The organism is Janthinobacterium sp. PLB04, assembly GCF_021165895.1.
Taxonomy (GTDB): domain Bacteria; phylum Pseudomonadota; class Gammaproteobacteria; order Burkholderiales; family Burkholderiaceae_D; genus Janthinobacterium; species Janthinobacterium lividum.
In genome coordinates this window covers 301,186-326,651 of the sequence record NZ_CP088968.1, presented here as the reverse complement: position 1 = coordinate 326,651, position 25,466 = coordinate 301,186, and the positions used below count along the sequence as shown (strand labels likewise).

The 25,466-nt window shown below is 63.8% G+C and carries 22 protein-coding genes and 1 pseudogene; 12 read left to right on the top strand and 11 right to left on the bottom strand.

Going from position 1 to position 25,466, the window contains the following annotated elements; translation table 11 throughout:
• Positions 1-236: 236 nt before the first annotated feature.
• A pseudogene (locus LSO07_RS01305) lies at positions 237-572 on the top strand (helix-turn-helix domain-containing protein); the annotation flags it as partial.
• 128 nt (positions 573-700) lie between these two features.
• On the opposite strand, the gene LSO07_RS01300 reads toward LSO07_RS01305, so the two are convergent.
• Entirely contained in the window at positions 701-1,582 is an 882-nt protein-coding gene (locus LSO07_RS01300) for a methylenetetrahydrofolate reductase (RefSeq protein ID WP_151091959.1), read from the bottom strand.
• A 13-nt stretch (positions 1,583-1,595) separates the two neighbouring features.
• Positions 1,596-2,489 (bottom strand): LysR family transcriptional regulator, encoded by an 894-nt coding sequence (locus LSO07_RS01295; protein ID WP_151091956.1) that lies wholly within the window; start codon positions 2,487-2,489, stop codon positions 1,596-1,598.
• Positions 2,490-2,618: 129 nt separating this feature from the next.
• On the opposite strand from LSO07_RS01295, the gene msuE reads away from it, so the two are divergent.
• The 3 genes from msuE (at position 2,619) to LSO07_RS01280 (ending at position 5,297) form a co-directional block, all read left to right on the top strand.
• Complete coding sequence (gene msuE / locus LSO07_RS01290) at positions 2,619-3,200, top strand: FMN reductase (protein ID WP_151091953.1); 582 nt, start codon at positions 2,619-2,621, stop codon at positions 3,198-3,200.
• Positions 3,201-3,265: 65 nt separating this feature from the next.
• The gene (locus LSO07_RS01285; RefSeq protein ID WP_034782631.1) at positions 3,266-4,243 is read left to right on the top strand and encodes a DUF1852 domain-containing protein; all 978 of its coding nucleotides are present in this window, start codon (positions 3,266-3,268) and stop codon (positions 4,241-4,243) included.
• A gap of 25 nt (positions 4,244-4,268) precedes the next feature.
• Positions 4,269-5,297, top strand: coding sequence for a methionine synthase (locus LSO07_RS01280; protein WP_034782633.1), 1,029 nt, complete (start codon positions 4,269-4,271; stop codon positions 5,295-5,297).
• A 112-nt stretch (positions 5,298-5,409) separates the two neighbouring features.
• Here the strand turns inward: LSO07_RS01280 and LSO07_RS01275 are convergent, their stop codons facing one another.
• Complete coding sequence (locus tag LSO07_RS01275; RefSeq protein WP_151091950.1) at positions 5,410-7,089, bottom strand: methyl-accepting chemotaxis protein; 1,680 nt, start codon at positions 7,087-7,089, stop codon at positions 5,410-5,412.
• 268 nt (positions 7,090-7,357) lie between these two features.
• Here LSO07_RS01275 and LSO07_RS01270 point away from each other — a divergent pair, with 268 nt between their 5' ends.
• The gene (locus LSO07_RS01270) at positions 7,358-9,787 is read left to right on the top strand and encodes a DUF3772 domain-containing protein (RefSeq protein WP_034782637.1); all 2,430 of its coding nucleotides are present in this window, start codon (positions 7,358-7,360) and stop codon (positions 9,785-9,787) included.
• On the opposite strand, the gene LSO07_RS01265 is transcribed toward LSO07_RS01270, so the two are convergent.
• Positions 9,784-10,272: a DUF2938 domain-containing protein gene (locus LSO07_RS01265; protein ID WP_208672443.1), complete on the bottom strand. Its 489-nt coding sequence runs from the start codon at positions 10,270-10,272 to the stop codon at positions 9,784-9,786. The two genes, LSO07_RS01270 and LSO07_RS01265, sit on opposite strands and share 4 nt — an antisense overlap.
• Positions 10,273-10,331: 59 nt before the next feature.
• On the opposite strand from LSO07_RS01265, the gene LSO07_RS01260 reads away from it, so the two are divergent.
• The 4 genes from LSO07_RS01260 to LSO07_RS01245 all read left to right on the top strand — a co-directional run bounded on the left by LSO07_RS01260 (position 10,332) and on the right by LSO07_RS01245 (position 14,352).
• Positions 10,332-10,976: an ArsR/SmtB family transcription factor gene (locus LSO07_RS01260; RefSeq protein WP_034782640.1), complete on the top strand. Its 645-nt coding sequence runs from the start codon at positions 10,332-10,334 to the stop codon at positions 10,974-10,976.
• Entirely contained in the window at positions 10,976-11,488 is a 513-nt protein-coding gene (locus LSO07_RS01255; protein ID WP_151091943.1) for a ClbS/DfsB family four-helix bundle protein, read from the top strand. Before LSO07_RS01260 ends, LSO07_RS01255 begins: the two co-directional genes overlap by 1 nt.
• A 96-nt stretch (positions 11,489-11,584) precedes the next feature.
• Positions 11,585-13,300 carry an NAD+ synthase gene (locus LSO07_RS01250; protein ID WP_151091939.1) on the top strand — a complete coding sequence of 572 codons (1,716 nt, stop codon included), beginning with the start codon at positions 11,585-11,587 and terminating at the stop codon, positions 13,298-13,300.
• Positions 13,297-14,352 carry a bifunctional nicotinamide-nucleotide adenylyltransferase/Nudix hydroxylase gene (locus LSO07_RS01245; RefSeq protein WP_151091936.1) on the top strand — a complete coding sequence of 352 codons (1,056 nt, stop codon included), beginning with the start codon at positions 13,297-13,299 and terminating at the stop codon, positions 14,350-14,352. The genes LSO07_RS01250 and LSO07_RS01245 overlap by 4 nt, the downstream gene beginning before the upstream one ends.
• Before the next feature lie 26 nt (positions 14,353-14,378).
• On the opposite strand, the gene LSO07_RS01240 is transcribed toward LSO07_RS01245, so the two are convergent.
• Both LSO07_RS01240 and LSO07_RS01235 read right to left on the bottom strand, forming a co-directional pair.
• Positions 14,379-15,206 carry a hypothetical protein gene (locus LSO07_RS01240; RefSeq protein ID WP_151091933.1) on the bottom strand — a complete coding sequence of 276 codons (828 nt, stop codon included), beginning with the start codon at positions 15,204-15,206 and terminating at the stop codon, positions 14,379-14,381.
• Between the two features lie 115 nt (positions 15,207-15,321).
• A complete protein-coding gene (locus LSO07_RS01235; RefSeq protein ID WP_070282988.1) occupies positions 15,322-16,224 on the bottom strand; it encodes a LysR family transcriptional regulator in 903 nt (300 codons plus the stop codon).
• A gap of 127 nt (positions 16,225-16,351) precedes the next feature.
• Between LSO07_RS01235 and LSO07_RS01230 the strand changes: the two genes are divergently transcribed.
• The 3 genes from LSO07_RS01230 (at position 16,352) to LSO07_RS01220 (ending at position 18,673) form a co-directional block, all read left to right on the top strand.
• Positions 16,352-17,773 carry an MFS transporter gene (locus tag LSO07_RS01230; protein WP_151091930.1) on the top strand — a complete coding sequence of 474 codons (1,422 nt, stop codon included), beginning with the start codon at positions 16,352-16,354 and terminating at the stop codon, positions 17,771-17,773.
• Entirely contained in the window at positions 17,770-18,177 is a 408-nt protein-coding gene (locus LSO07_RS01225; RefSeq protein ID WP_151091927.1) for a DUF4440 domain-containing protein, read from the top strand. The genes LSO07_RS01230 and LSO07_RS01225 overlap by 4 nt, the downstream gene beginning before the upstream one ends.
• Before the next feature lie 79 nt (positions 18,178-18,256).
• Positions 18,257-18,673, top strand: a complete 417-nt coding sequence (locus tag LSO07_RS01220; protein ID WP_151091924.1) for a hypothetical protein — start codon at positions 18,257-18,259, stop codon at positions 18,671-18,673.
• 22 nt (positions 18,674-18,695) lie between these two features.
• Here LSO07_RS01220 and LSO07_RS01215 read toward each other — a convergent pair whose 3' ends face one another.
• From LSO07_RS01215 to LSO07_RS01195, 5 genes are read right to left on the bottom strand one after another with little or no spacing between them, the layout of a single operon-like run.
• Positions 18,696-19,271 (bottom strand): DUF1349 domain-containing protein, encoded by a 576-nt coding sequence (locus tag LSO07_RS01215; protein ID WP_151091921.1) that lies wholly within the window; start codon positions 19,269-19,271, stop codon positions 18,696-18,698.
• A gap of 25 nt (positions 19,272-19,296) precedes the next feature.
• On the bottom strand, positions 19,297-20,685 hold the full coding sequence (locus LSO07_RS01210; protein WP_151091918.1) for an efflux transporter outer membrane subunit: 1,389 nt from the start codon (positions 20,683-20,685) through the stop codon (positions 19,297-19,299).
• A complete protein-coding gene (locus LSO07_RS01205) occupies positions 20,682-23,774 on the bottom strand; it encodes a MexW/MexI family multidrug efflux RND transporter permease subunit (protein ID WP_151091916.1) in 3,093 nt (1,030 codons plus the stop codon). The genes LSO07_RS01210 and LSO07_RS01205 overlap by 4 nt, the downstream gene beginning before the upstream one ends.
• 15 nt (positions 23,775-23,789) lie before the next feature.
• On the bottom strand, positions 23,790-24,890 hold the full coding sequence (locus tag LSO07_RS01200; RefSeq protein ID WP_151091913.1) for an efflux RND transporter periplasmic adaptor subunit: 1,101 nt from the start codon (positions 24,888-24,890) through the stop codon (positions 23,790-23,792).
• A 51-nt stretch (positions 24,891-24,941) separates the two neighbouring features.
• Positions 24,942-25,424, bottom strand: a complete 483-nt coding sequence (locus LSO07_RS01195) for a DUF2165 family protein (protein WP_151091910.1) — start codon at positions 25,422-25,424, stop codon at positions 24,942-24,944.
• Between the last annotated feature and the right edge of the window lie 42 nt (positions 25,425-25,466).

The following is a 25,466-nucleotide window of genomic DNA, read 5'->3' as shown; positions in this document are numbered from 1 at the left end:
GTGCGTTTGCGATCCTCCCCAGTTGGAGGGTGCCGTCACCATGAAATTTTCGATCACTGCGATTGTTAGCGGCCAGTCCAGCGGCGCGAGGGCGATTTTTCTGAGGGCTGGAACGGCGCTTTGTTGATTTGCAGCGAAATCTGACCCACTTTGCAGCATAATTTGCAAACGAATCTGACCCACGTTTAAGACACAATCCTGCTCATGACATTGAGCGGGGAATCGGAGTGATCGACGTGGCACTACTAGGCATTATTCGACGCTGGCACATTCGCGAGCATATCCCATTGAGAGAGATATCCAGGCGGTTGGGCATCTCCAGAAATACCGTCCGGCGCTACCTGCGCTCGGAAACCATAGAGCCAGCTTACGCTGAGCGGCGCTCCACCCGCGCCATCGACAAATACGCGTTCCAGCTTTCAGCGCTCCTCAAGACCGAGGCGGCCAAGTCGCGCAAGCAGCGGCGCACGCTGAAACAGATCCATGAGGACCTAAAAGAATTGGGGTTCGAGGGGTCTTACGACAGGGTCGCGGCGTTCGCGAGGACCTGGAGGGAGGGTCAATCTGAGAGGGTCAATCCGGCCAGCAAACGAACACCAAGGAATCAATGAGTTACACTCTTAAATCCGACCAACTTTATTTGTTCTAGTCATCTCTGGCAGCGTGGTGCCGCCAGAGAGGCGCTCGTCACACCGGATGGTCAAAGGCCTGGGCCGGTGCGAGCACGGTACTGCTCTATCCACTTCACGGATTGTGCGATGCCGCCAAAGGGAAAGAAATGCAGGCTGACCTCGCCATGTGCTTCGGTCAGGCCATTGGCCAGGCGATCGACAAACAGATCCGGTCCTGCCGTGCCGAACAGCTTGCCGATGGACACGCCGTACTTGGACCACATCGATGCGCATGCACTGACGCCGCACACTGCGGCATAACGGGCCAGCACCGCGATGCTGGCGGGGCCCGGCACGCCCACGCGCACGGGATGGTCAATGCCACGCTCGCGCAGCGTTTTCAACCACGTCAACACGATGTCGGCATCAAACGCAAACTGCGTGACGATCAAGGGCGCCATGCCGCGCTTGCCGATGCTGTCGCACTTGCGTTCAAGCACCTCCCACTGTTCGGCCGTGCTCATCACCGGATGGCCTTCCGGGTGACCACCCACGCCGATCACCTGCATGCCCGCGCGCTCGAACACGCCCGTGTCGATCAGCGCGGCACTGTCGGAAAACGGCCCCATCGCAGTGGATGGATCGCCGGCGATCACGAAGCAGCGCTCGACGCCGGCTTCAGCGACCGCGCGCTGGATGAACGACTCAAACTCGGAAAGCGAGGCAATCCGGCGCGCAGACAGGTGCAGCATGGGTTCGAAGCCGAGCCTGCGCACGGTCCGCGCCGCGGCCAGCCGCGCGTCGTTATCCTCGCGTGGCAGGTAGGGAATGGCAATGGTGGACGCGGGCGCTATCCGCGGCGCCGCCGTGCTCAACGCCGGCATGTCCTTTGCACTGACTTCCAGGGAATAGGCGTGCGTGATGTTGCCAGCGGCCCTGAGCTGAGCGGGATGCATCAAGAGATGACCCATGGCGTCGCCGCGGTCACTGCGCACTGGCAGGCTGGCGCGCCAGTGCGATGAAGGCCCGCACGTAGTCGATGGCGGTGTCCGTCTCGCGTGCCCCCAGGAAAATCTGCTTGGCGATGCCGTGCACACCCAGCCGCACAGGCACCACGTCCATCTTGGCCGCGTATTCCTCGACCAGCCAGCGCGGCAGGGCGGCCACGCCGCGGCCGCTGGCCACCATCTGCAGCATGATGTCGGTGGTTTCGATGGCTTTGTGGCGCTTGGGCGTGACACCTGCCGGCAGCAGGAACTGGTTATAGATGTCCAGGCGCTCGATGTCCACGGGGTAGCTGATGAGCACTTCCTGCGTCAGCTGCTGGGGCTGCACATAGGCCGCCGAAGCCAGGGCATGGCCCTTGGCCACGACGAGCACCTGTTCGTAGTCGAACACGGGCTCGAATGTCAGTCCAGGCTTGTACAGCGGGTCGGGCGTGACCAGCAGGTCGATCTCGTAGCCGAACAGCGCGCCGATCCCGCCGAACTGGAACTTCTGCTTGACGTCCACATCCACGTCGGGCCATGCGGCCAGATACGGCGACACCACTTTGAGCAGCCACTGGTAGCAAGGGTGGCACTCCATGCCGATGCGCAGCGCACCGCGCTCGCCTTGCGCGAACTGGCCCAGGCGCTCTTCGGCCAGGTCCAGTTGCGGCAGCACCCGGTTCGCCACCGCCAGCAGATACTGGCCGGCCTGCGTCAGGCGCAGGTTGCGCCCTTCGCGCAGCCAGACGTCGGTGCCCAGTTGCTGCTCCAGCTTCTTCATGCTGTGGCTCAGGGCCGACTGGGTCAGGTGCAGCACGCCTGCGGCAGCCGTCAACGACCCTTGTTTCTCGACCTGCTGGACGATGCTGAGGTGGATGCGTTCAAGCATTGAGATGAGCCATGTTCATGGATGTATGAAATAAGACCATTATACTTCATCGATTCCCGCCGCTATCATCGATCCCCTTGTTGCCTGCACTCTTACGGCCCTGGCGCATCCATCCACATGAAAGCAAACATGACACGTCCACTTCGTTTAGTCGCGGTTTCCGGCGGGCTGCAACGCCCTTCCAAGGCAGCAGCCCTGGCCGAGCACCTGATGGATCTGATCGCCGATGAAGTGCTGTGCGAACAACGCCTGGTCGAACTGGGCCAGCTCGCACCGCAGCTTGCCGGTGCGGTCTGGCGCTCCCAGCTGCCCGATACGGTGGAGCGGGAACTTGCAGCGGTCGAGCAAGCCGACATCCTGGTGGTGGCAACACCGGTCTACCGCGGCGCGTACACGGGACTGTTCAAGCACTTCTTCGATTTCATTGACCAGGATGCCTTGATCGACAAGCCGGTCCTGCTGGCGGCCACCGGCGGCAGCGAGCGCCATGCCCTGATGATCGACCACCAGTTGCGGCCGCTGTTCAGCTTTTTCCAGGCACGCACATTACCGCTGGGTGTGTATGCGACCGACAAGGATTTCCTCGACTACCGCCTGCAGGACGAAGCCCTGATCCAGCGGGCCACGCTGGCGGTGCAACGGGCATTGCCGTTGCTCGACTTGACGCGTCATGCGAGATCTGCCACCGCTGAAGAGCTGGTCGCAGCCTGATACGCATCACGACGCTCAGCCATCAACACATACATTATTCGCAAAAATCAGGACACCAGATCACCATGAGCAAAGATTTTATATTCAGTATCAAGAGCATTGTTTTCGATGAAAACTATCACCCATCGGACAATACGCGCCTGACGACCAACTTTGCCAATCTGGCCCGGGGAAACAGTCGCCAGGAAAACCTGCGCAATACCCTGAGGATGATAGATAACCGCTTCAACAACCTGGCGCATTGGGACAACCCGAACGGCGACCGCTATTCGGTAGAACTTGAAATCATCTCGGTGGAGCTGAATATTGATGTCGAAGGCAGTAATATCCCGTTGATCGAGATATTGAAACCGACCGTTATCGACAAAAAAACCGGTGAACGCATCGATGGGATCGCGGGGAATAATTTCTCCTCCTACGTGCGCGATTACGACTTCAGCGTGCTGCTGCCTGAGCATAACAACAATCAATCCACCTTCACCGCGCCCGACGATTTCGGCGATTTTCATGGCAAGCTGTTCCGGCACTTTGTCAAATCACATACGTACAAAGAGCGCTTCAGCAAGCCGCCTGTCATCTGCATCAGCGCCTCGAGCAGCAAGGTCTATCACCGGACGGGGAATCAACATCCCGTATTGGGCGTCGAGTATCAACAAAATGAATTTTCCTCGACGGATCAATATTTTGAAAAAATGGGCATGCAGGTTCGCTACTTCATGCCGCCAGATAGCGCCGCCCCCTTGGCGTTTTATTTCATCGGCGACCTGCTTGGCGACTACACCAATCTTGAGCTGATCGCCACCATCAGCACGATGGAGACGTTCCAGAAGATTTACCGCCCGGAGATTTACAACGCCAATTCGGCGGCAGGCAAGTCGTATCAGCCGAGCCTGAAGAACCAGGACTATTCATTGACGCAGATTGTCTATGACCGGGAAGAGCGCAGCCAGCTGGCAGTCAAGCAGGGCAAATATACGGAAGAGCATTTCATCAAGCCATACAAGCATATTCTTGAACAGTGGACTGCCAGTTACGCTCTCTGACCAACCAACACACGAAATCACCACCATGAAAAAATTATTGCCTACCTCGACCGCCGGCAGCTTGCCGAAACCATCCTGGCTTGCCCAACCTGAAAAACTCTGGTCGCCGTGGAAATTGCAGGACGAGGAATTAATCGAGGGCAAACAGGATGCCTTGCGTTTGTCACTGCAGGAACAGCAGCAGGCAGGCATCGATATCGTCAGCGATGGCGAGCAGACGCGTCAGCATTTTGTCACCACGTTCATCGAGCATCTGAGCGGCGTCGATTTTGACAAACGCGAGACCGTCAGAATCCGCGACCGCTACGATGCGAGTGTGCCGACCGTCGTTGGCGCGGTAAGCCGCCCGCAGCCGGTGTTTGTGGAAGACGCCAAGTTTTTACGCCAGCAAACCACGCAGCCGATCAAATGGGCCCTGCCAGGTCCGATGACGATGATCGATACGCTGTATGACAGCCACTACAAGAGCCGCGAAAAACTGGCCTGGGAATTCGCCAAGATCCTCAATCAGGAGGCAAGGGAATTGGAGGCGGCCGGCGTCGACATCATCCAGTTTGACGAACCCGCGTTCAATGTCTTTTTTGATGAGGTGAATGACTGGGGGATTGCCACCCTGGAGCGGGCGATCGAAGGGCTCAAGTGCGAAACGGCTGTGCATATTTGCTATGGTTACGGCATCAAGGCCAATACGGACTGGAAAAATACGCTGGGGTCCGAATGGCGTCAATATGAGGAATCTTTCCCCAAGCTGCAGAAATCGAATATCGACATCATCTCGCTGGAATGCCATAACTCGCGTGTTCCCATCGACTTGATTGAACTCATACGCGGCAAAAAAGTGATGGTCGGGGCCATCGACGTGGCAAGCAACACCATTGAAACGCCGGAGGAAGTGGCCAACACCCTGCGCAAGGCGCTGCGCTTTGTCGATGCCGACAAACTCTATCCAAGCACCAACTGCGGCATGGCGCCCTTGTCTCGTCACGTAGCCAGAGGCAAACTCAATGCGCTCAGTGCTGGCGCAGACATCATCCGCAGAGAACTCTCGGCCTAGCCGCGCCGTGTCAAACTTGATTGTTGATTGACATGGATCAGATCGCGTAGCAGGAAGCAGCCCATGCTGCATGACGCCACAGGCGCCGAGAGGCACCTGTGGCGTTGCTGCCTTAGAACTCTTCCCAGTCGGACGACGCCGTGGCGGCTGGCGCAGTTTTCCTGGCCGCCGGCGCGCGCAGGGCGACGGCTTGCTGGCGCGGTACGGTTGTCGCGGCGATTGCCGGCTTGCTTGCCGGTGCGCCGGCTTCCAGCTTGAAGGCGCTCACCACCTGCGCCAACGTAGCCGCCTGCTCCTGCATGGCAGCGGCGGCGGCCGCCGATTCTTCCACCAGGGCCGCGTTTTGCTGGGTGACGTTGTCCATCTCGCTGATGGCCTGGTTGATTTGCTCGATGCCGGCCGTCTGTTCCGCGCTGGCCGAGGTGATTTCTTCCATGATGTCGGTAACGCGGCGCACGCTGTCGACCAGGTCGCTCATGGTGTTGCCGGCCTGATGCACGAGCTCGCTGCCCGCCGCCACGGTCTGGGTCGAGTCGTCGATCAGGGTCTTGATTTCCTTGGCCGCGGCAGCGGAGCGGTGCGCCAGGCTGCGCACTTCCGTGGCCACGACGGCAAAGCCGCGGCCCTGCTCGCCCGCGCGCGCCGCTTCCACGGCCGCGTTCAAGGCCAGAATGTTGGTCTGGAAGGCGATGCCATCGATGACGCCGATGATGTCGGCAATCTTGTTTGACGAAGCATCGATTTGCCGCATGGTCGCCACCACTTGCGCGATGACGGCGCCGCCGCGCTGCGCCACGCCGGAGGCCGTATCGGCCAGCACATGCGCCTGGCGCGCATTGTCGGCATTCTGCTTGACGGTCGAGGTCAGTTCTTCCATGGAAGAGGCTGTCTCTTCCAGCGAACTGGCTTGCTGCTCCGTGCGCGCAGACAGGTCCAGGCTGCCTGCCGCCACTTCGGACGAGGCCGAGGCGATCGTTTCCGTGCCGGCACGCACCGTGCCCACCGTTTGCGCCAGGTTGTCGTTCATGCGCTTCAGTGCCTGCAACAGTTGTCCCATTTCATCGCGCGAATGCACGGTGATCTGGCTGCGCAAATCGCCTGCGGCCACCGTGTTGGCCACCTGCAGCGCCGTGGTGACGGGGCCGGTGATCGAGCGTGTGATGCCATACGCCAACGCCGCCGCGATGGCCAGTGCCGCCAGCGACATGCCGATCAGCAAGGTGCGCGTATTGGCATAGGTGGCATTGGCGTTGTCGCCCGCCGTGTTGGCCAGGGTATTTTGCAAGCTGATCTGTTCAGCAATCAATTGTTTATAGACGAGCAATACGGGGCGCAGCTGGCCGTACAGGTAGGCGCTGCTGTCGTCCGGGGTGCCGCTACGGATCAGTTCAAGCAAGGCTTCCTGCCCCTGCGCGTAGCGGGTGTTGGCGTCGTTCATCTTGGCCAGCAACGCGCGCTCTCGGTCGGAATCGAGCATGTTCGCGAGCTTGCCGAGATTGCCGGCCGCCGCCTGGCGCGCAGCCAGGATGGCGTCCGTTTGTTTGCGCTGGTCGGCCGGATCGGCGCTGAGCATCATGTTGCGCAGCGCAATGGCGATATCGTTGATGTTGGCCGACACGCTATTGGCGAGCTCGATCTTGGGCATGCTGTCATGCACGATATGGCCGGTGCCCTGGTTGATCTTGCCCAGCATGGCAATGCCCAGGCAAGAGATGATGATCAGCATGGCGCCGATGGTGCCAAAGCCTGTGGCGAGGCGTGTGCCGATGGTCAGGTGGGATAAAAACTTCATGGCTGTCTCAATACGGAGGGAATGGTGAAAAGATCGGCGGCGTGCAGATGGCTGCCGCGCCGCCAAGCGGACGACGATCCTAGACCTTTTTGAATGATATTTCCATAGGGCAATATGCCTAGTTTCACCCCGGGGCACACGCCAGTTCCGCCTGTCCTGCGGCTTGCCCGCGTTTTCAGCTATATTGGCAGGCACCTGCCGGGCAGCACGCCATGACTGGCGCTGCTGCCAATCCGGCCGTTTTTCTCATTTCCAGCCATAGGTCCGCATGACTTCTTTCCGTGTCCGTTTCTTCCCCTTCCTGTTGGCCTTGCTGCTGGCGTGCTCGCTCGCCCCGCCGCCCGCCTGGTCGCAGCCCGTCGATGACGCCGCCACGGCCGACCAGCGTCTCGATGGCTTGCGCAAGCAGATCACCGGTATCCAGAAGGCGCTCGATGGCGAGGCTGAGCTCGATGATGCGACCCTGTCGCAGATGCGGGCTGATGCGCTGGCGGCCAGCGCCGAGGCGGACAAGGTGGCCGATGCGCTCGCGCCGACGCTCTCCAGCGTGCAGGCGCGGCTGGCCGAGCTGGGCAAGCCGGCGGCGGGTACGAAAGATGCGCCCGACGTGGCGGCGCAGCGCAGCCAGCTGGACCGCACCAGCAGCGCGCTCGATGCGCAAGTCAAACTGGCGCGCCTGCTGGCGGTGGAAGCGACGCAGGCCTCGGAACAGGTGTCGACGGTGCGCCGCGCCCAGTTGCAGGCGCGCCTGGGCGAGCGCACGGCCTCGATACTCGCCGGTTCGTTCTGGAAACAGCTGCATGCGGAATTGCCGCAAAACCTGCAGCGCTTGCGCGCGCTGGAGCTGGAATTGGCGAATGCGGCAGGCGCCACGCCGTGGTCGGCCTGGGGCGGCTTGCTGGCCGCCATCGTGGCCGTGATCGGCGCCAGCGTCTGGGCTTCGCGCTACTTGCTGGTGGTGACGTCCACGCGCGTGCCGCACGGCCGCTTGCGCCGCTCGCTGCATGCGCTAGCCGTGCTGGTGCTGGCGCTGGCCACGCCGGGCCTGGTGGCGGAATTGCTGGCCATGGGGCTGCGCTGGGAGGGCGGCCTGTCCGAAAAAACCTCGACTTTCCTCAGCAGCTTGATCGGCATCATCTGCTTTGCCGGTTTTACGGCGGGACTCGGCCACGCGCTGCTGTCGCCGCGCCGCGTGTCGTGGCGTCTGCTGCCCCTGCCCGATGCGCTGGCGCACCGCATGCGCAACTTTCCGTCGATGTTTTCCTTCATCGTCGTGCTCGTGTGGGCGACGGAACGGGTCACCATCGTCATCAATGCGGGCCTGTCGACGGCTGTGGCCGTCAACTGCATCGTCGCCCTGGTGATGAGCACGACCATCGCCTATGGCTTGATGCGCGCCGAGCGCTGCTGGCGCCAGTTGCGCGAGGCCGATCCCGCCACCCTGGTCACGCCCCTGTGGCTGCGCTGCGTCACGGTGCTGTTGTGGCTGGCGCTGGCGTCGAGCGTCATCAGCTTGTTGATCGGCTATGTGGCGTTCGGCAGCTTTGTCGCCAAGCAAATCGCCTGGGTCATCGTGGTGGTGTGCAGCACCTATCTGCTGACGGTGTTGGTGGACGATATCTGCATGCTGCTGGCCTCCACGCCACCGCCGCCGGACGCGGCCCATCCTGTACTGGCCACGCCCAAGGCGCGCGACCAGGCGGCCGTGCTGCTGTCGGGTATCGGCCGCGCCATCGTCGTGCTGCTGGCCCTGATGCTGCTGCTGGCGCCGTTCGGTGAAGGTCCGGGCGAGCTGTTCCAGCGGGTCGGCAAGCTGCAGGATGGCCTGGCCATCGGCGAGGTGGCGATCCGCCCTGCCGCGCTGATCCAGGCCCTGCTGGTGCTGCTCGTTGGTTTTGTTGCGCTGGGCCTGTTCAAGCGCTGGCTGCAAAACAGTTATTTGCCGACCACTAATCTCGATACGGGCATGCAAGTGTCGTTCATCACCTTGTTCGGCTACATCGGCGGCGTGCTGGCCGTGGCACTGGCTCTGTCGGCGGCCGGCATCGGCCTGGAACGCATCGCGTGGGTGGCGTCAGCCTTGTCGGTGGGTATCGGTTTTGGCTTGCAGGCGGTGGTGCAGAACTTCGTTTCCGGCTTGATTTTATTGGCCGAACGTCCTGTGAAAGTGGGCGACTGGGTATCGCTGGGTGGCGTGGAGGGCGACATTCGCCGCATCAATGTGCGCGCCACGGAAATTCAACTGGGCGACCGTTCCACGGTGATCGTGCCGAACTCGGAATTCATTACCAAGACGGTGCGCAACGTGACCCTGGCCAATCCGCTGGGCCTGGTGCAGGTCAAGCTGCCGTTGCCGCTGGGCACAGATGCGCAGGCGGCGCGCGCGCTGATCCTGTCCGTCTTTGTCGACAATCCCGACGTGCTCGACACGCCGGCGCCCAGCGTGCAGCTCGATGGCATCGACAATGGCCTGTTGCTGTTCAACGCCACCGGCTTTGCCTCGTCGCCGCGCCTGACGTCGGGCATCCGCAGCGCGCTGCTGTTCGAACTGCTCAAGCGCCTGGACGAGGCGCATATCGCCATCGCCAAGCCCAGCACGATGGTGCTGAGCACGGTGCCGGCCCAGCCGGAGGCACCGGCCATGTCGGCGGTGGCAGCCGCACCGGCACCCACACCCGTGCCGCCGCTGACTTCTTAACGCACGGTCGACCACAGCAGCGCCGCCAGGTACAGGCCGATGCCGAACGCCGTGTGGGCCATCAGGCTGCGCAGGCGGGCGGCCGTCGGATGCGGCGTCTTGCAGGCGGCCAGGCCGGCGCCCATGCCCGGCTGCAAGATGCAAAATGGCGCGGCCACGCTCAGCACACCCGCCAGCAGGGTCGGCGCGAACGTCGGCCCTTGCACCCATTCCTCTCCCACCAGCGCCAGCAGCACGGCCGCAAACAGCACGCCGATCACATAATGAAACGTCCAGCCCAGGATGGCTTCATCGCGCACGGGCGCCGCCTGGGCGATGTTGGTGTGCGTGATCGTGCCGCGCGGCAGATGTCCCAGCCAGCGCCCCACCATCGCAAAGTTCAGCGAAGGAATGCACCAGAAGCGTTTTAACGCCACCGCCCACACATCCATCACCGCCGTCGCGCCCACGCCGATGGCCAGCGCATCGAGCCAGAGTATTTGCATTGCCGCTCCTAACATTCAATTAATTGCTTGAATGTTATAAGGGTGCTAGCATCGTGTCAATGAAAAATGCCGATATCGAATTTCTCACCGGTTCCGCCGGGTTTGCCCATATTTTAGGCAGCGCGCCGCGATTGCGCCTGCTCGAGCAGATCGCACATGGCGAATATGCGGTGGAGCAGCTGGTGGAGTTGACGGGCTTGTCCGTGGCGAATACGTCCCAGCATTTGCAGCAGTTGCGGCGCGCCGGTTTCGTGCAGGCGCGGCGCGACGGCAAGCGGGTGCTGTACCGGCTCGGCAGCGGTCCCATCGTGCAGCTGTTGGCCGCGCTGGACGTGTACGCGCAGCATCAGCGCAGCGAACTGCAGGCGCTGAGCCGGGGCGACCACGTGGAAGCGATCACGGGCAATGAGTTGCTGGAACGCATGCACGAAGCGAGCATCACCGTGCTCGACGTGCGGCCCGCGCAGGAATTCGCTGCCGGCCACTTGCCCGGTGCGATCAATATTCCTTTTGATGACTTGCAGCGCCGCCTCGGCGAATTGCCCGCGAACGCAGAGATCGCCGCGTATTGCCGCGGCCCGTACTGCGTGCTGTCCGTGCAGGCTGTGGCGGCCCTGCGCCAGCACGGCTTGCATGCGCGCCGTCTCGGCAGCGGCTACGATGACTGGCAGGCGGCTGGCTTGCCGGTGAGCCGGGCGGCGTGATGGCGATCCCCGACAGCAAGCAGGAACTCATCGAGGCCATCAACAGCACGTATGCAAAATTGATGCAAGAGCTGGCACGCGTGCCGCCCGCGCTGGCGCGGGATCCCGTGCTGGAAGGACAAGTGGCGGGCACGCGCATGAGCGTGTGCGACCTGCTCGCCTATCTGGTGGGTTGGAACGAGCTGGTCTTGCACTGGCATGCGCAGCTGCGTGACGGCAAACGCATCGAGGACATCGCCTTCCCGGCAGAAGGTTTCACGTGGAACGCTCTGGGAAAATTGGCGCAGCGCTTCTATGCGGACTATGCTGAACTGGGCATGGATGACTTGCTGCAGCGCCTGGAACAGGCGAAGAACCAGCTGCTGGTGCTGATCGAGGCGCACGACGACGCGCAATTGTATGGCCAGCCCTGGTACACGCATTACACGATGGGGCGCATGATCCAGTTCAACACGGCGTCGCCGTATGCGAATGCGCGCACGCGCTTGCGGGCCTGGTTGAAGACCTTGTAGCAAGCCGACGGGCAGGCTTGCACGATTGCATCAGTACGCTCAGAAAACTTTTCAGGCAGGATAGTGGTTTCACGCGCAACCGACTGAAGGAGCACCATGCTGACCATCGCCCTCGCCCAGATGAATCCCACCGTGGGCGATTTCGACGCCAATGTCGGCGCCATCATCGTGCGCATGCAGCGTGCCAGCGACGATGGCGCCGACCTGCTCGTGTGCCCCGAACTGTCGCTGTGTGCGTATTACCCGGGCGACCTGTTCGAGGATGCCGCCTTCCTGCACGACATGCAGCAGGCGCTCGATACGCTGCTGCAGGCATCCACGCGCTGGCCGGCGCTGGTCACCGTCATCGGCACGGCGCGGCCCAATCCCGGCATCGGCAAGCCCCTGTACAACGCCTTGCTGGCGCTGCGCGACGGGCGCATCGTGGCCGAATACTACAAGCAGCTGCTGCCCACCTACGGCATCTTCGACGAGGGGCGGCATTTCGAGCCGGGCCCGCCCGGCGCCTGCACCCTCGATATCGCCGGCCGCAAGGTCGGCTTCATGATTTGCGAGGATGGCTGGAACGACGATGGCCGCGCCTACGCCGTCAACCCGTTCGAGGCCTTGCACGCGGCGGGGCCCGACCTCGTCGTCAGCATCAACGCCAGCCCGTCCGACATCGGCAAGCGCGCGCAGCGCCACGCCGTGTTTGGCGCCGCCTGCGCGCGCGTCAAGCTGCCCCTGCTGTTCGTCAACCAGGTGGGCGGCCAGGACCAGCTCGTGTTCGACGGTGCCTCGTTCGCCATGTCGCCGAGCGACGGCGTGCAATTCGAGGCGGCCCGCTTCGTCGAGGATTTTCCCTTGCTGCGCTTTGCCGATGGCCGTTTTACGCGACCCGATGGATCGGCGTTTCCCGTGCCGGACCCGGACGGCATCCCCGCCGTGGAATTTGCGCGGCGCCAGATCGTGCTCGGTTTGCGCGACTATGCGCGCCGCTGCCGCTTTACGAAAGTCGTCGTCGGCTGCTCGGGCGGCATCGATTCGGCGCTGACCCTGGCCCTGGCCGTCGAGGCGCTGGGCGCCGACAACGTGGTGGGCATCACCATGCCGTCCGTGTTTTCCAGCGCCGGCTCCGTTACCGATTCCGTCGCCCTGTGCGCCAACCTCGGTATCGTCCTGCACACGCACCCGATACGCGACATCGTGGCGCAATACGAAGCCGGCTATGCCCAAGCCTTCGACGGCAGGCTGCAGGGGCTGCCGCTGGAAAACCTGCAGGCGCGCGTGCGCGGCACGATATTGATGGAATACTCGAACGCCTTCGGTGCCCTGCTGCTCGCCACCGGCAACAAGAGCGAAATCTCGGTGGGCTACTGCACCCTGTATGGCGACACGAACGGGGGACTGGGACTGATCGGCGACCTGTATAAAACGGAGGTGTTCGCCCTGTCGCGCCACCTCAACGCCAGAGTCGGGCGCGAACTGATTCCCGCCGTCGTGCTGGAGAAACCCCCGTCGGCGGAACTGGCGCCGGGCCAGCGCGACACCGATAGCTTGCCGCCGTATCCCGTGCTCGATGAAATCTTGAAATGGCATATCGAGGGACGCCGCCTGCCGGCGCAAGAAAGCGCGCAGGCGCTGACCCTGGTCGACCAGCTGCGCGAGACGGACGAGGGCCGCGCCCTCGTGACGCGCATCCTCGGCATGGTCGCCCGCAATGAGTACAAACGGCGCCAGGCGGCGCCCATCATCCGCGTGCGTTCGCGCGCCTTTGGCAGCGGGCGCCAATTGCCGATCGCCGCCCACTACCCCACCGGAGACGACGCATGAGCTCATCCTATCCTGCCGACGCGGCCATCCTGATCGGCCGCTTCCAGCCTTTTCACCATGGCCATGCGGGCTTGTTGCAGAAGGCGCTGACGACGGCCGCCCAGGTGGTGGTGGTGCTCGGTTCCGCCTTCCATGCGCGCAGCCCGAAGAACCCGTTTACGTGGCAGGAGCGGGCCGCCATGATCGCCGCCACCCTGCCCGAGGCGCAGCGCGCGCGCGTGCACTACGTGGCCGTGCGCGATTACTACGACGATGGCTTGTGGGCCGATGCCGTGCGGCGCGCCGTGGCGGGCGCCTTGCCCGCGGCGCAGCGCGTCACCCTGGTGGCTTGCTTCAAGGACGCCACCAGCTACTACCTGCACCACTTCCCGCACTGGCAGTTATTGAATCTGGAGATCGATCCCGGTGCGCCCATCGGCGCGACGGCCATCCGCAACGTGCTGTTCGAAGCGGAAGACGTGGATGTGTCGCTGAGCGCCGTGGCGCAGCTGCTGCCGGCCGCCATCGGCCAGTATGTGAAGGCGTGGACCTTGTTGCCATGGTATGCACCGCTGGTGCAGGAATACCGCGCCATCGAAGCGTATAAAGCGCGCTGGCGCGCGGCGCCGTATCCGCCCATCTTCACGACTGTCGACGCGCTGGTGCAGACGGGTGGCCACGTGCTGCTCGTGCGCCGCGGCGGCTATCCGGGCAAGGGCCTGTGGGCATTGCCCGGTGGCTTCCTGGAGCCGCGCGAACGTCTGCTGCAGGGCGCCCTGCGCGAGCTGGCGGAAGAAACCCAGCTGGGCGTGCTGGCGCCCACCCTCGTCGAGGCGCTGGTCGGCGTGGCCGTGTTCGACCATCCGGACCGCAGCCAGCGCGGGCGCACCATCACGCATGCGCATTATTTTGACCTGAAGACGCGCCAGCTGCCGGCCGTGAAGGCGGCCGACGATGCGGCGCTGGCGCAATGGGTGCCGGTGAGCGCCCTGCCGGCCATGGAAGAGCAATTCTTCGAAGACCATTTTCACATCCTGAACCACTTCCTCAAGCTCACGCACGAGGGGCGCTGAGGGGGGGCTGTCCCCCTCAGCGCGCATCAGGACGTGATGCGTTCCCAGCCATGTTTGACAGCCGCCTTGAAGTTGTCCCACGCTGATTGCGGATACGTGTGCTCCCACGTGGAACGCAGGTCCGCTTCCACGTCTTCCCACGGGCGGCCCCGGTAGCTGTCGCTGCTGGCCATCGAATGGCCATAGCGGTAGGCGGGATCGTAGTCCTCGAAGCGCGCGCCGGTGGCGACATAGGTGGCGCTCCAGTGGCTGCGGTAGTACTGCTCGTCGTCGTAGCTGGTGCCTGGCAGGTTGTCCGCGCTGGGGTAGCGGCGCGCGTTGGCGCCCGCGCCCGATGACGGCGGCGCCATGCCGCCCGCAAATTGCTGCGACCTTGCCGCCTCGTTCAGGTTGCCGGCGGACGCGCCCTGCTGCGATGGCTCGCTGGATTGCATGCTGGCGCCCTGGCGCATTGCGCCGTCGTCGTGCGGCGCGCCTTGCCAGCCGCCGGCGCGCCAGTGGTCGGCATGCGCATCGATGTCGAGCGGCGCGTAGCGCTCGACGAGGTCGGTGGCGCGCTGGATATCGGCGTCGCTTGCGCCTTCCAGTGTCAGCACGACATGTCCGCGCCGCACGGCTTCCGCATAGATGTGGCGGTCGGCGTGGCTGCCGAACAGATCCGTAAAGAAATGCTTGATATTGTCGAGCAGGCTGTCGCTGTCGTCGCGGCGGATGTTTTCTGTGGCGGAAAAGTCGTCACTGCCCGCATCGTGCAGGCGGATGCTGGCGCCGGGAAAGCCCGCCGTGATCAGGTCGTGCCGGGCGCGCTCGGCCATGTCGCGGACGGCGAAAACTGCTGCCAATGTATGTGCCATGATGGTCTCCAATCGGTGAACAACGTCCTTCCAGTGTAGGCCGTGAAAACCGAAAGGGGCGCTCGTTTGCCCCTTGGAAACCGTTGTCTTCGTCAAATATTGACGAAGTGAAATCTCAGTCCGGCGTGCCCACAAACGTGCGCAAAAAGTCGATAAAGGCGCGCACCTTTTCCGCGATATGCTGGGTGTTCGGATACACGGCATACACGCCCTGCTCCGGGAAGGCGACGTCGGGCAGCAGGCGGCGCAGGCGTCCCGCGCGCACTTCCCCTTCCACCTGCCATTGCGGCAGCAGGGCCACGCCGCAGCCGCCCAGGGCAAAGCCCAGCAGGGCCGAGGCGGAGTCGGAATGGATGGCGGCGTCGTCCTGCACGGCAAAGGCGGCGGGGCCATCGGGCGTGTGCACGTCCCAGCGCAGGGGCGTGCTGAGGCGGCTGTGCGCCAGCCAGCGCGCGCGCTGCAAGTCGGGCAAGGTGGCGATGTCCCTGCCGGGCAGGCTGGCCAGGTAGGCGGGCGAGGCGACTGGCCAGATCGCATACGGTTCGATCAGCGCGGCGCGGTAGCTTGAGTCGTTGAGTGAACCCATGCGGATGGCCAGGTCATAGCCGCCCGAGATCAAGTCTTCATGCGACGACGACGAGGAATGCTGGATCTGCAATTGCGGATGGGCGGCGGCAAAGGCGATCAGCGCGGGGATCACCGTGCGGCTGCCGTACTCGACGGTGGTGGTCAGGCGCAGGGTGCCGCGCAAGCCCTGGTGGCCCTGGCGCGCCGTTTCGATGGCGCCCTGGGCTTCGCTCAGCACGCGCTGGCAGTCTTCATAAAAGCGCCGCCCCACGTCGGTCAGCGCCAGGCTGCGCGTGCTGCGCGTCAGCAGCGACACGCCCAGCTCCGCTTCCAGCTGTTTCAAGTTAAAACTGACGACGGCCTTGCTCTGGCCCAGCACGGCGGCGGCGGCCGTCAGCGAACCGGCATCGACGATGGCGATGAAAATACCCAGGCGGTCAAGACTGATCATAAATAAAAATGAGTAAACATGCGGCTTCCAGCGGTTTGTCAAAATTTGTTTGACAGTGTAATCGGGGCCGGCCCGTTACGCAAATGGCGCTAGGCGCTTAAGCTGGCCGTTTGCCATTCGGAGCACCATGGACTATCGCAAAAAAGTGGCGGCCATCTATCTGCTGGGGTTTTTCGTCGACCTGATCAACATGTTCATCACCAGCGTCGCCTATCCCGACATCGGCCATGCCCTGCACGCCTCGGTGGCGCAGCTGGCCTGGATCAGCACGGCCTACATCCTCGGCCTGACCATCGTCATTCCCGCCAGCGCCTGGCTGGCTGCCTATTATGGCAGCAAAACCGTGTTCATGGCATCGTTGCTAACTTTTTTATGCGCCAGCATCGGCGCCGGCCTGGCGCCCTCGATCGAGGCGCTGATCGCCTGGCGCTGCGTGCAGGGCCTGGGTGGCGGCTTGCTCATTCCGCTGGGACAAAGCATGACCTACCAGCTGTATCGGCCTGCCGAGCGTCCCGGCCTGTCCTCCGTCATCATGCTGGTGGGCTTGCTGGCGCCGGCCCTGTCGCCCGCCTTGGGCGGCGTCATCGTCGACAGCCTGTCGTGGCGCTGGATTTTTTACCTGAACGTGCCGTTTGCCGCGCTGGCGCTGTTGCTGGCCGCCTGCTGGCTGCGTCCCGACCCGCCGCGTGCGGCCGTTCCCCGTCTCGACACGGGCGGCCTGCTGGCGGGCAGCACGGCCATCCTTTTGCTGTTGCTGGGCTTGACCATGCTGGGCACGCCGGGCGAGCTGCTTGCCGGCGCCGCCATGCTGGCGCTGGGTGTTGCCTGCGCATGGGGCTATGTGCGCGGCGCGCTGCGCAAATCGACGCCGCTGCTCAACCTGCGCCTGGCCGCCGAACCGCTGCTGCGCATTGCCATGCTGATGTATCTGCTGGTGCCGGGCGTGTTCATGGGCGTGAGCCTGCTGGCCATGCTGTATCTGCAGGGCGTGCTGGGCATGTCGGCATCGACGGCGGGCGCCCTGATGCTGCCGTGGGCGCTGGCCTCGTTTGCGGCCATTTCGCTCACCGGAAAAAGCTACCGCCGTGTGGGGCCGCAACCCCTGTTCATCTTTGGTGCGCTGCTGCAGGCGGCGGGCATGCTGATGCTGCTGCGGGTGGATGCGGCCGATCAGCTTTTCTGGCTGGCCGGTGCATATGCCGTGATGGGTTTTGGCGGCGGCTTGTGCAGCAGCACGGCGCAAAGTACGGCGTTCTTGCGCACACCGGATACGCAACTGAGCCAGGCCAGCGCCGTGTGGAATATCAACCGCCAGCTGGGCTTTTGCCTGGGCGTGGCGCTGCTCAGCGTACTTCTGAATGGCTTGCTGGCGGCGCAGGGCATCGCCACCCTGGACGACCCTGCCCTGCATGCGCGCGCGGCGCGGGTCTTTCACTGGTGCTTTGCGCTGGCCGCCGCCTCGTGCGTGCTGCCTCTGGCACTGTGCATGCGCATCGATAACCGCGCCGTTCTCGACCTTTTACATCACCATGGAGCAAGCAAAAAATGAAGACAACGAATCCCTGTTTTGACGACGTGTTATCCACGCATGTGCTGATCCGCACATGGCTTTCCGGCGAGGCCACGGCGCCGGAACATTGCGCTGATTTGCTGGCGCGATTTTCGCCCGCTTTCACGATGGTGTCACCCGGCGGAAAACAGCTCGATCATGCCGGCTTGACGGCGTTTTTCCAGGGCGCCGGCGGCAGCCGTCCGGGCCTGCTCATGCGTATTTCCGACCTGGCATTGATCCAGGACAGCGCTGCCGGCGCCACCGTGTCTTACCGCGAGTTCCAGTCGCTGCCCGGTGGAGAAAATACCGAGCGGCTGTCGACCGTCGTGTATGAGAAAACGCCGGATGGCGCCTTGCTGTGGCGCCATTTGCACGAGACGTGGCTGGCGCGGGCGGATTGATCTTGCCACGTGGTGGCACGCGCGCTGCCTGAAGGACGATGCGCGTATCATGCGGTTCTTGCACTCGGAGAAAACAAAGATGCGCATAGACACGACATCGGACTCGCCAAGCTGGACCAAGGTCTTTGACATTGGTCATGAACTGCGGCAGCTTGGTCCCTTGATGGAAGAAAAATATCCTGATCTCGACTGGGAATTGTTTGTCTGCCTGCGCTGCGTGCCAAAAGACTTGCAGCGAAAAACATTCTGCCGCTATTACGCCAGCGACAAAATGTTCGGCCTCGATATCGCCATGGAAGAGGAAGACTTCGTGCCGGTGAAAAAAGACACGCCTGGGCAACGCAAATTGATCGGCACCGCTTTCTTCACTTTTTTTGCCGCCAGCATCCGTAAATACGAGAAAAAACTCCCGGGACTCCAGCCCGTTTCAGCGCAACTGATCGCCGATGTGCGGCAATGGTGCATCGAGAATCAGTGGACGGATTCCGCCGTCTGATCCGCCATGCACACACGGGCACTCAAGTGAGGTCGTGCAAGTCCTTGCGCTGGGCCGGGCCCACCGTAAATTGCGAAAACGCGACCTCGAGGCCGGCGCGTTCCGGCGTGCAGCACATGGGCCCGACAAGGTAGCTGCTGGCCTCGGGAAATGGCGCCAGGCGCAGCAGCGGCCACAGCTTGCCATCGGTCGAATACTGCACCCGGATCACACCCTTTTCCACCGTCACGCGCAGCCAGAAACCGTCCGGCATGGCGGGAGCGATGCTGACGGCCCAATCCGATGTGTCCACTGTCAGCACAGTGCTCAACAGTAACTGGCCGTCGGAAAATTCGACGCCGCATTTGATCCAGTTTTCCGCGTCGATGCGCACCATCATTCCCGCCTGGTCGTACAGCGCTGCGTACTGCGCCGCCACATGCAGCTGCGCCGTGAAATCGCCTTCGATGTCAGTGCCGAAAAAGTGGCCGCTGTCGCGGATAAACCCATACGCGGTCTTGCGCCAGAAATCCGTGTTGGCATCCGTCGTCACGCGCAATTGCGCGCCGTCGGCGGACCAGTTTTCCGGTGGATTGAGCCAGCTGCCTTGCGTGAACATTACGTGCCTTTCCGAGCTAAAAAGATCACATAGTTTGCCCCCATCCCAGCGCCTTGTACAGGGCAATCGCATCGATATAGGACGCCGTTTCCGCCAGCAGCGCTTCGCGCCGGATATCGTACAAGGCGCGCTGGTTTTCCAGTACGGCCTGGTAGCTGCCGGAACCGCCCTGATAGCGCGTGCTGGCGATGCCGAGGGCCGCGTTGCCGTGGCGTGCCGATTCCAGCAGGGAAGCCAATCGCGTCTGGTTTTGCGCCAGCTGCGTGACGGCATTTTCCACGTCTTCCTGCGCCAATAACATCGTTTGTTCATAGCGCGCCAGCGCGCCTTGCGCTTCGGCCTGCGTGCCGCGCAAGCGCGCCTTGACGCTGCCGAGGCGGAAGGCCGGATAGCTGACGGAGGGCGCCACCTCGAAGGCGCGCGCGCCGCCGTCGAACACGCCGCTGCCGCGCAGCGCAAAGAAGCCCAAAAAGCCGCCCAGGCTCAGGCGCGGATACAGGTCGGCCGTGGCGGCCCCCACGTCTTCGCTGGAGGCGGCCAGCAGGCGCTCGGCACGCACCACGTCGGGCCGCTGCTTGATCAGGCGGTTCACGTCGCCGAGCGGCAGCTGGCCCGCCAGCAGCGCTTCCTGGCGCGGCATGGTCGCCAGCGAAATGGCGCCCGGCGCCTGGCCGCTCAGCACATCGAGCCGGTACTGCGCCTGGCGCAATCCCGCCTGCAATGGCGGCAGCATCGCCTCGCTGCGGGCCAGGTTGGCCAGCGCGTTGTGGCGCTCTTCCGGCAAGCCGCTGCCGGCACGGATGCGCGCATCGATCAGGGCGACGGTGTCGCGCCAGCTGTGCACCTGCGCCTGCGTCAGCGCCAGGTTTTGCTGGTAGCCCAGCGCCTCGTAGTAATTGCGCGCCACCTCGGCGGCGATCGTCAGCTGCACTTGCCGCAAGTCCGCCTGCACCGCTTCGGCGCGCGCCTGCGCCGAGCGGCTGATATGGGCCAGGCGGCCGAACAGGTCGATCTCCCATTGCGCGTCGAAACCCACGCGCGTGCTGGCGCTGGCGGCGCGGCTATCGGGTGTGTCCTGTCGCACCTGGCGTTGCCATCCCGCGTGGCTGGTGACGGCAGGCAGCTCATCGAGCCGGCGTTCGTCGAAGACGGCGCGCGCGGCCAGCAGGTTCGCTTGCGCCTGGACGATATCGAGGTTGTGTTCGAGCGCGCTGGCGATCAGCTGCGACAGGCGCGCATCGTCGAAAAACGTCCACCAGGCGGCCTCGCTGACGGCGCTTGCACCGGGTGCGAATTGCGCCTGCTGCGGGCTGGCCAGGGTGATGGCGGGCGTGCCCGGCGTGACATAGGCGGGGCTGACGGCGCAGCCGGCCAGCAGGGGGAAAAGGGAGACAAGATAGCGGTAATTTTTCATGGGGATTCCTTCAGCGCCTGGGACAGGTCGCGCGCGCGCGGCGTGGCATGGTCGGCCGTGTGGCGGCGGGCCAGAAAGGTGTACACGGTGGGCAGCACGAACAGGGTGAAGAAGGTGCCGATCAACATGCCCGAGACGATCACCACGCCCAGCCCGAAGCGGCTGTTGGCGCCGGCGCCGGAAGCGAACAGCAGCGGCACCAGGCCCACCACCATGGCGGCCGTCGTCATCAAAATCGGGCGCAAGCGGATCTGCGCCGCCTTGCGGATGGCCGTGATGCGGTCGAGCTGTTCATGTACCTGCAATTCATTGGCAAACTCCACCATCAGGATGCCGTGCTTGCTGATCAAGCCGATCAGGGTCACGAGGCCGATCTGCGTGTAGATGTTGACGGTGGCGTAGCCGAGGGCCAGCGGAATCAGGGCGCCGCAGATCGACAGCGGCACGGTGATCAGGATGATCAGCGGGTCCGTCAGGCTTTCATACTGCGCCGCCAGCACCAGGTAGATGACGACGACGGCCGCCAAAAAGGCCAGCAGCAGGGCATTGCCTTCCGTGGCGAACTGGCGCGCATCGGACTGCCAGTCGTAGCTGAAGCCCGGCGGCAGGGTCTTGGCGACACCATCGAGGAAGGCGACGGCGTCGCCCAGGGTCACGCCCGGCGCCGGTACGCCCTGGAAGGTGGCCGCATTTTGCTGGTTGAACTGGGTCAGCATGTTCGGCTCGATCTGTTCCGTCACGGACACCACGGCGGACAGGGGCAGCAGGCTGCCGTCGTCGGCGCGTACGTACTGCTGCGTCAGGGCTTGCGCCGTCAATCTCTGTTCGCGCGGGCTTTGCGCGATGACGTCGTAGGCGCGGCCATCCATGCCGAAGCGGTTCAAATAATTCTCGCCCACCAGCACGGCCAGCGATTCGCCGATGTCCTGCATGCGGATGCCCAGGCTGTTCGCCTTGGAACGGTCCACGCGTACTTTCACGACGGGGTTGTTGTAATCGAGGTCGCTGTCGACGACGGCAAACAGGCCGCTGTCGCGTGCGCGCTGCTTGACGTCTTCCATGGTGCGGAACAGGGTGGCGTAATCCTGCGCGCTGCGCAAGACCATCTGCACGGGCAAGCCGCCGCTCGATCCCGGCAAGGGCGCCAGCTGGAAGGCGAAGATGCTGGTGCCTTCCACGTCGCCCACGGCGTGCTGTAATTCCGCCTGGATGACGGCCGCATTGCGCGAACGCTCGGCCCACGGCGTCAGGTTGATGCCGCCGATGCTCGATGCCGGGCCTTCGCCGCCGTTGATGATCCAGCGCGAGTCCGTTTCGGGGATATTCTTGTAGATGGCATCGAGCTTGTAGGAAAAGCGTTCCACGTAATCGAGGTTGGCATGCTGCGGCGCCTTGATCGCCGTCAGCACGCTGGCCTGGTCTTCCGCCGGCGCCAGTTCGCGCTGCGGCAGCAGGTACAAAAACGGCAGACTGACCATCACCAGCGCGGCGAAACCGGCGCTCAGCCAGCGGTGGTGCAGGGAGCGGTCCAGCAGGCGCGCATAGCGCGAGGTCAAGCCTTCGAAGAAATGCTCGGCGGCGCGTGCCATGCGCCCTTCCGTCTGTTTCGGCTGCAGCAGCAGGGAGCTCATTACGGGAGACAAGGTCAGCGCCACCACGCCCGACACCACCACGGCGCCGGCCAGGGTCAGCGCAAATTCCTTGAACAGCGCGCCAGTCAGTCCCCCCATCATGCCGATCGGCGCATACACGGCCGCCAGCGTGATCGTCATGGCGATGACGGGTCCGGCCACTTCGCGCGCGCCCACCAGCGCGGCCGCCACGGGCGTCTTGCCTTCCTCGATATGCCGGTGCACGTTTTCCACCACGACGATGGCGTCATCGACCACCAGGCCCACGGCCAGCACCATCGCCAGCAAGGTGAGCAGATTGATGCTGAAACCGAAGGCCAGCATCAGCGCCGCCGCGCCCAGCATCGACAGCGGGATGGTCACGACGGGAATCAGCACGGAGCGCAGGGAACCCATGCACAGGTAGATGACGATGACGACGATGAGCAGCGCTTCGAGCAGCGTATGCGCCACCTCGTCGATGGACGACTGGATGAAGCGTGCCGTCTCGAATGCCAGCTCGACCTTCACGCCGGGTGGCAGGGTTTTCTGGATCTCCGGCAGCAGCTTCCTGATGCCGTCGACGATCACCAGCGGGTTGCCGCCTGGCGTGGGCGACAGGCCCAGATACACGGCCGGCACGCCGTCCATGATGCCGCTCGTCTCCGTGGCGGCCGCACCCAGTTCCACCGTGCCCACATCCTTCAGGCGCACCAGGGCAGCACTGTCATCGCCGCCCTTGCGGATGACCATGTCGCGGAACTCCGCCACGCTGGTCAGGTCCGTGTTGACGCTGATGTTCGAGACGACGAATTGTCCTTTCACCTTGCCGGGCGCCGCCTGGTAGTTATTGCGCCGCACGGCGTCGGCCACGTCGGCCGCCGTCAAGCCGCGCGCGGCCAGCTTGGCCGGATCGATCCACAATCGCATGGCCAGCTGCTGGCCGCCATACACGTCGACCTTGGCCACGCCGTCGATGGTGGCGAACATCGGTTGCACCACGCGCGCCAGGTAGTCCGTCAGCGCGGGCGCGGACACGCTCTCGCTGGCAAAGCCGACATAGGCGACGGCCGAGGAATCGCCGGCCGAGCGCTCGATGACGGGGTCAAACGCGCCTTCGGGCAGCTTGTAGCGCACCTGGTTGACCTTGGCCATGACTTCCGTCAGCGCCTGCGTGGAATCGCGGTTCAGCTCCATGCGCACGGTGACCGTGCTGCTGCCCTGCACCGACGACGAGGTCAGGTAATCGATGCCTTCCACCGACGATACGGCTTGCGCGATGGGCTGCGTGACAAAACCCTGCATCAGTTCCGCCGAGGCGCCCGGATACGTGGTTTTCACCGTGATGGTGGACGATTCGAGCATCGGATATTGGCGGATCGGCAGCTGCAGGATGGCGATCACGCCCAGCATCAGGATCAATGTGCTGATCACCAGCGCCAGCACGGGGCGGCGTACGAATAAATCGGTAAATTTCATGGTGATGGCCTTCCCTTACGAGCCGGCCTTGGGCGCGGCGCGCTTGGCCTCGTCCAGGGTATTGGCCACGGCTTGCACTGCCATGCCGTCGGCCAGTTTCAGCTGGCCCGAGGCGACCACCCGCTGGCCTTCGCGCAAGCCGTCAAGAATGGCGACCCGGCCCCCGGCCCGCTCGCCCAGTTTCACGCCCACGCGCTTGACGGTGAGCGGCTGTTTTCCTTCCTGCTGCGCGACGAACACGGTGTCGCCATACGCGCTGTAGGTCACCGCCGTTTCCGGCACCGTCAGTTGCTGGCCTGCCTCGCGCGCCACACGCACATTCGCATACATGCCCGCTTTCAGCGCGCCGCGGGGATTGCTCAATGCCGCCTGTACCTGCACCATGCGCGAGCGGGCGATCAGCGGGTCGATGGCGTTGATCTTCGCCGTGAAGATGTCATCGGGATAGGCGTCCACCAGCACTTGCACGGCCTGGCCTGGCGCCAGCTTCGCGCTGCTCTGTTCATCGAGGGCGAAGTTCACCATCAGCGACTTCGTGTCGATCAGGCTGGCCACCGTGTCGGCCGCGTTCAGGTACTGGCCCGCGTGCACCTTGCGGATGCCCAGCTGCCCGGCGAACGGCGCGCGGATGGTCTTTTGCGCGATCAGCGCTTCCGTCTGGCGCACGTCGCCCAGGGCTGCGTCGCGGGCGGCCAGGGCCGTGTCGAGCTGCTCCTGCGTGGCCGCCTTTTCCTTGACCATCTGCACCGTGCGGGCATGGCTGCTTTCCGCGTTTTTCAGCTGCGCGCGCTGGCGCAGCAGGGCCGCCTGTTCTGGCGCGTCATTCAGCTGCACCAGGATGGCGCCGGCGGGCACGGTCTGCCCCGACTCGAAACGGATCTGCGTGACGCGCCCGCCCGTCTCAGCCGCCACCTGCACCTGGCGCGCCGCTTCCAGTTCGCCCACGCCGGCGAAGTAGCGTTCCTGCGTGCCCAGCACGACGGGGACCAGCGCCACCTTGGTGGCAGGATAGGCGGCGGCATCGGCCGCATGCGAGTCGGCACGCGGATACAGCGCGGCACCGGCGACGGCCAGGGTGATGGCCAGCGCGGAGGCGCCGACGATTTTCGTATTCATGATGAAGTCCTTTACTGCAGTCAAAGGGAGAAGAGGCGCAGCGGAGGCTGATCAGGTCCGCTGCGCGTTGAAAAGTACAAACAGGGCGATGGTCCACAGCAGCAGCACCAGATGCGTCGTCTGCAAGCCTTCCTGTGCGATCCAGTAGCCGAACCACAGGCCGCCCAGGTGCATCAGCAGCAAAAATGTGGCCATGGCGCACAAGGCCAGATTCAGCCAGGGCAAGGCAGCGGCCAGGCCGTCGCCGGCAAACAGCGCTACGCCCGTCCAGGCGGCGATGGCTGCCAGCAGTTGCAGCGTCAGCACCACGCCCAGCGACAGCCGATGCAAGCTCAAGGATGTGAGCGCGCGGCGCAGCAGCGGCGTCTGGATGGTCGGGTCCTGGCGCAGCGGGTCCATGCGCATGGTGTTGCCGATGGCCCAGACGGAGCCGTGGAAGGCGTGCAGGTTGTTGATGGCGGCCAGGGTGAGCCAGATGGCCAGGCCGGTGGCGAGGATGGCGTGAAACAGCCAGATGGAGTGCTGCAGCTGCATGGGATTCCAGTCCAAAGAGTGTCTTGCCGGCACGCGGACGTG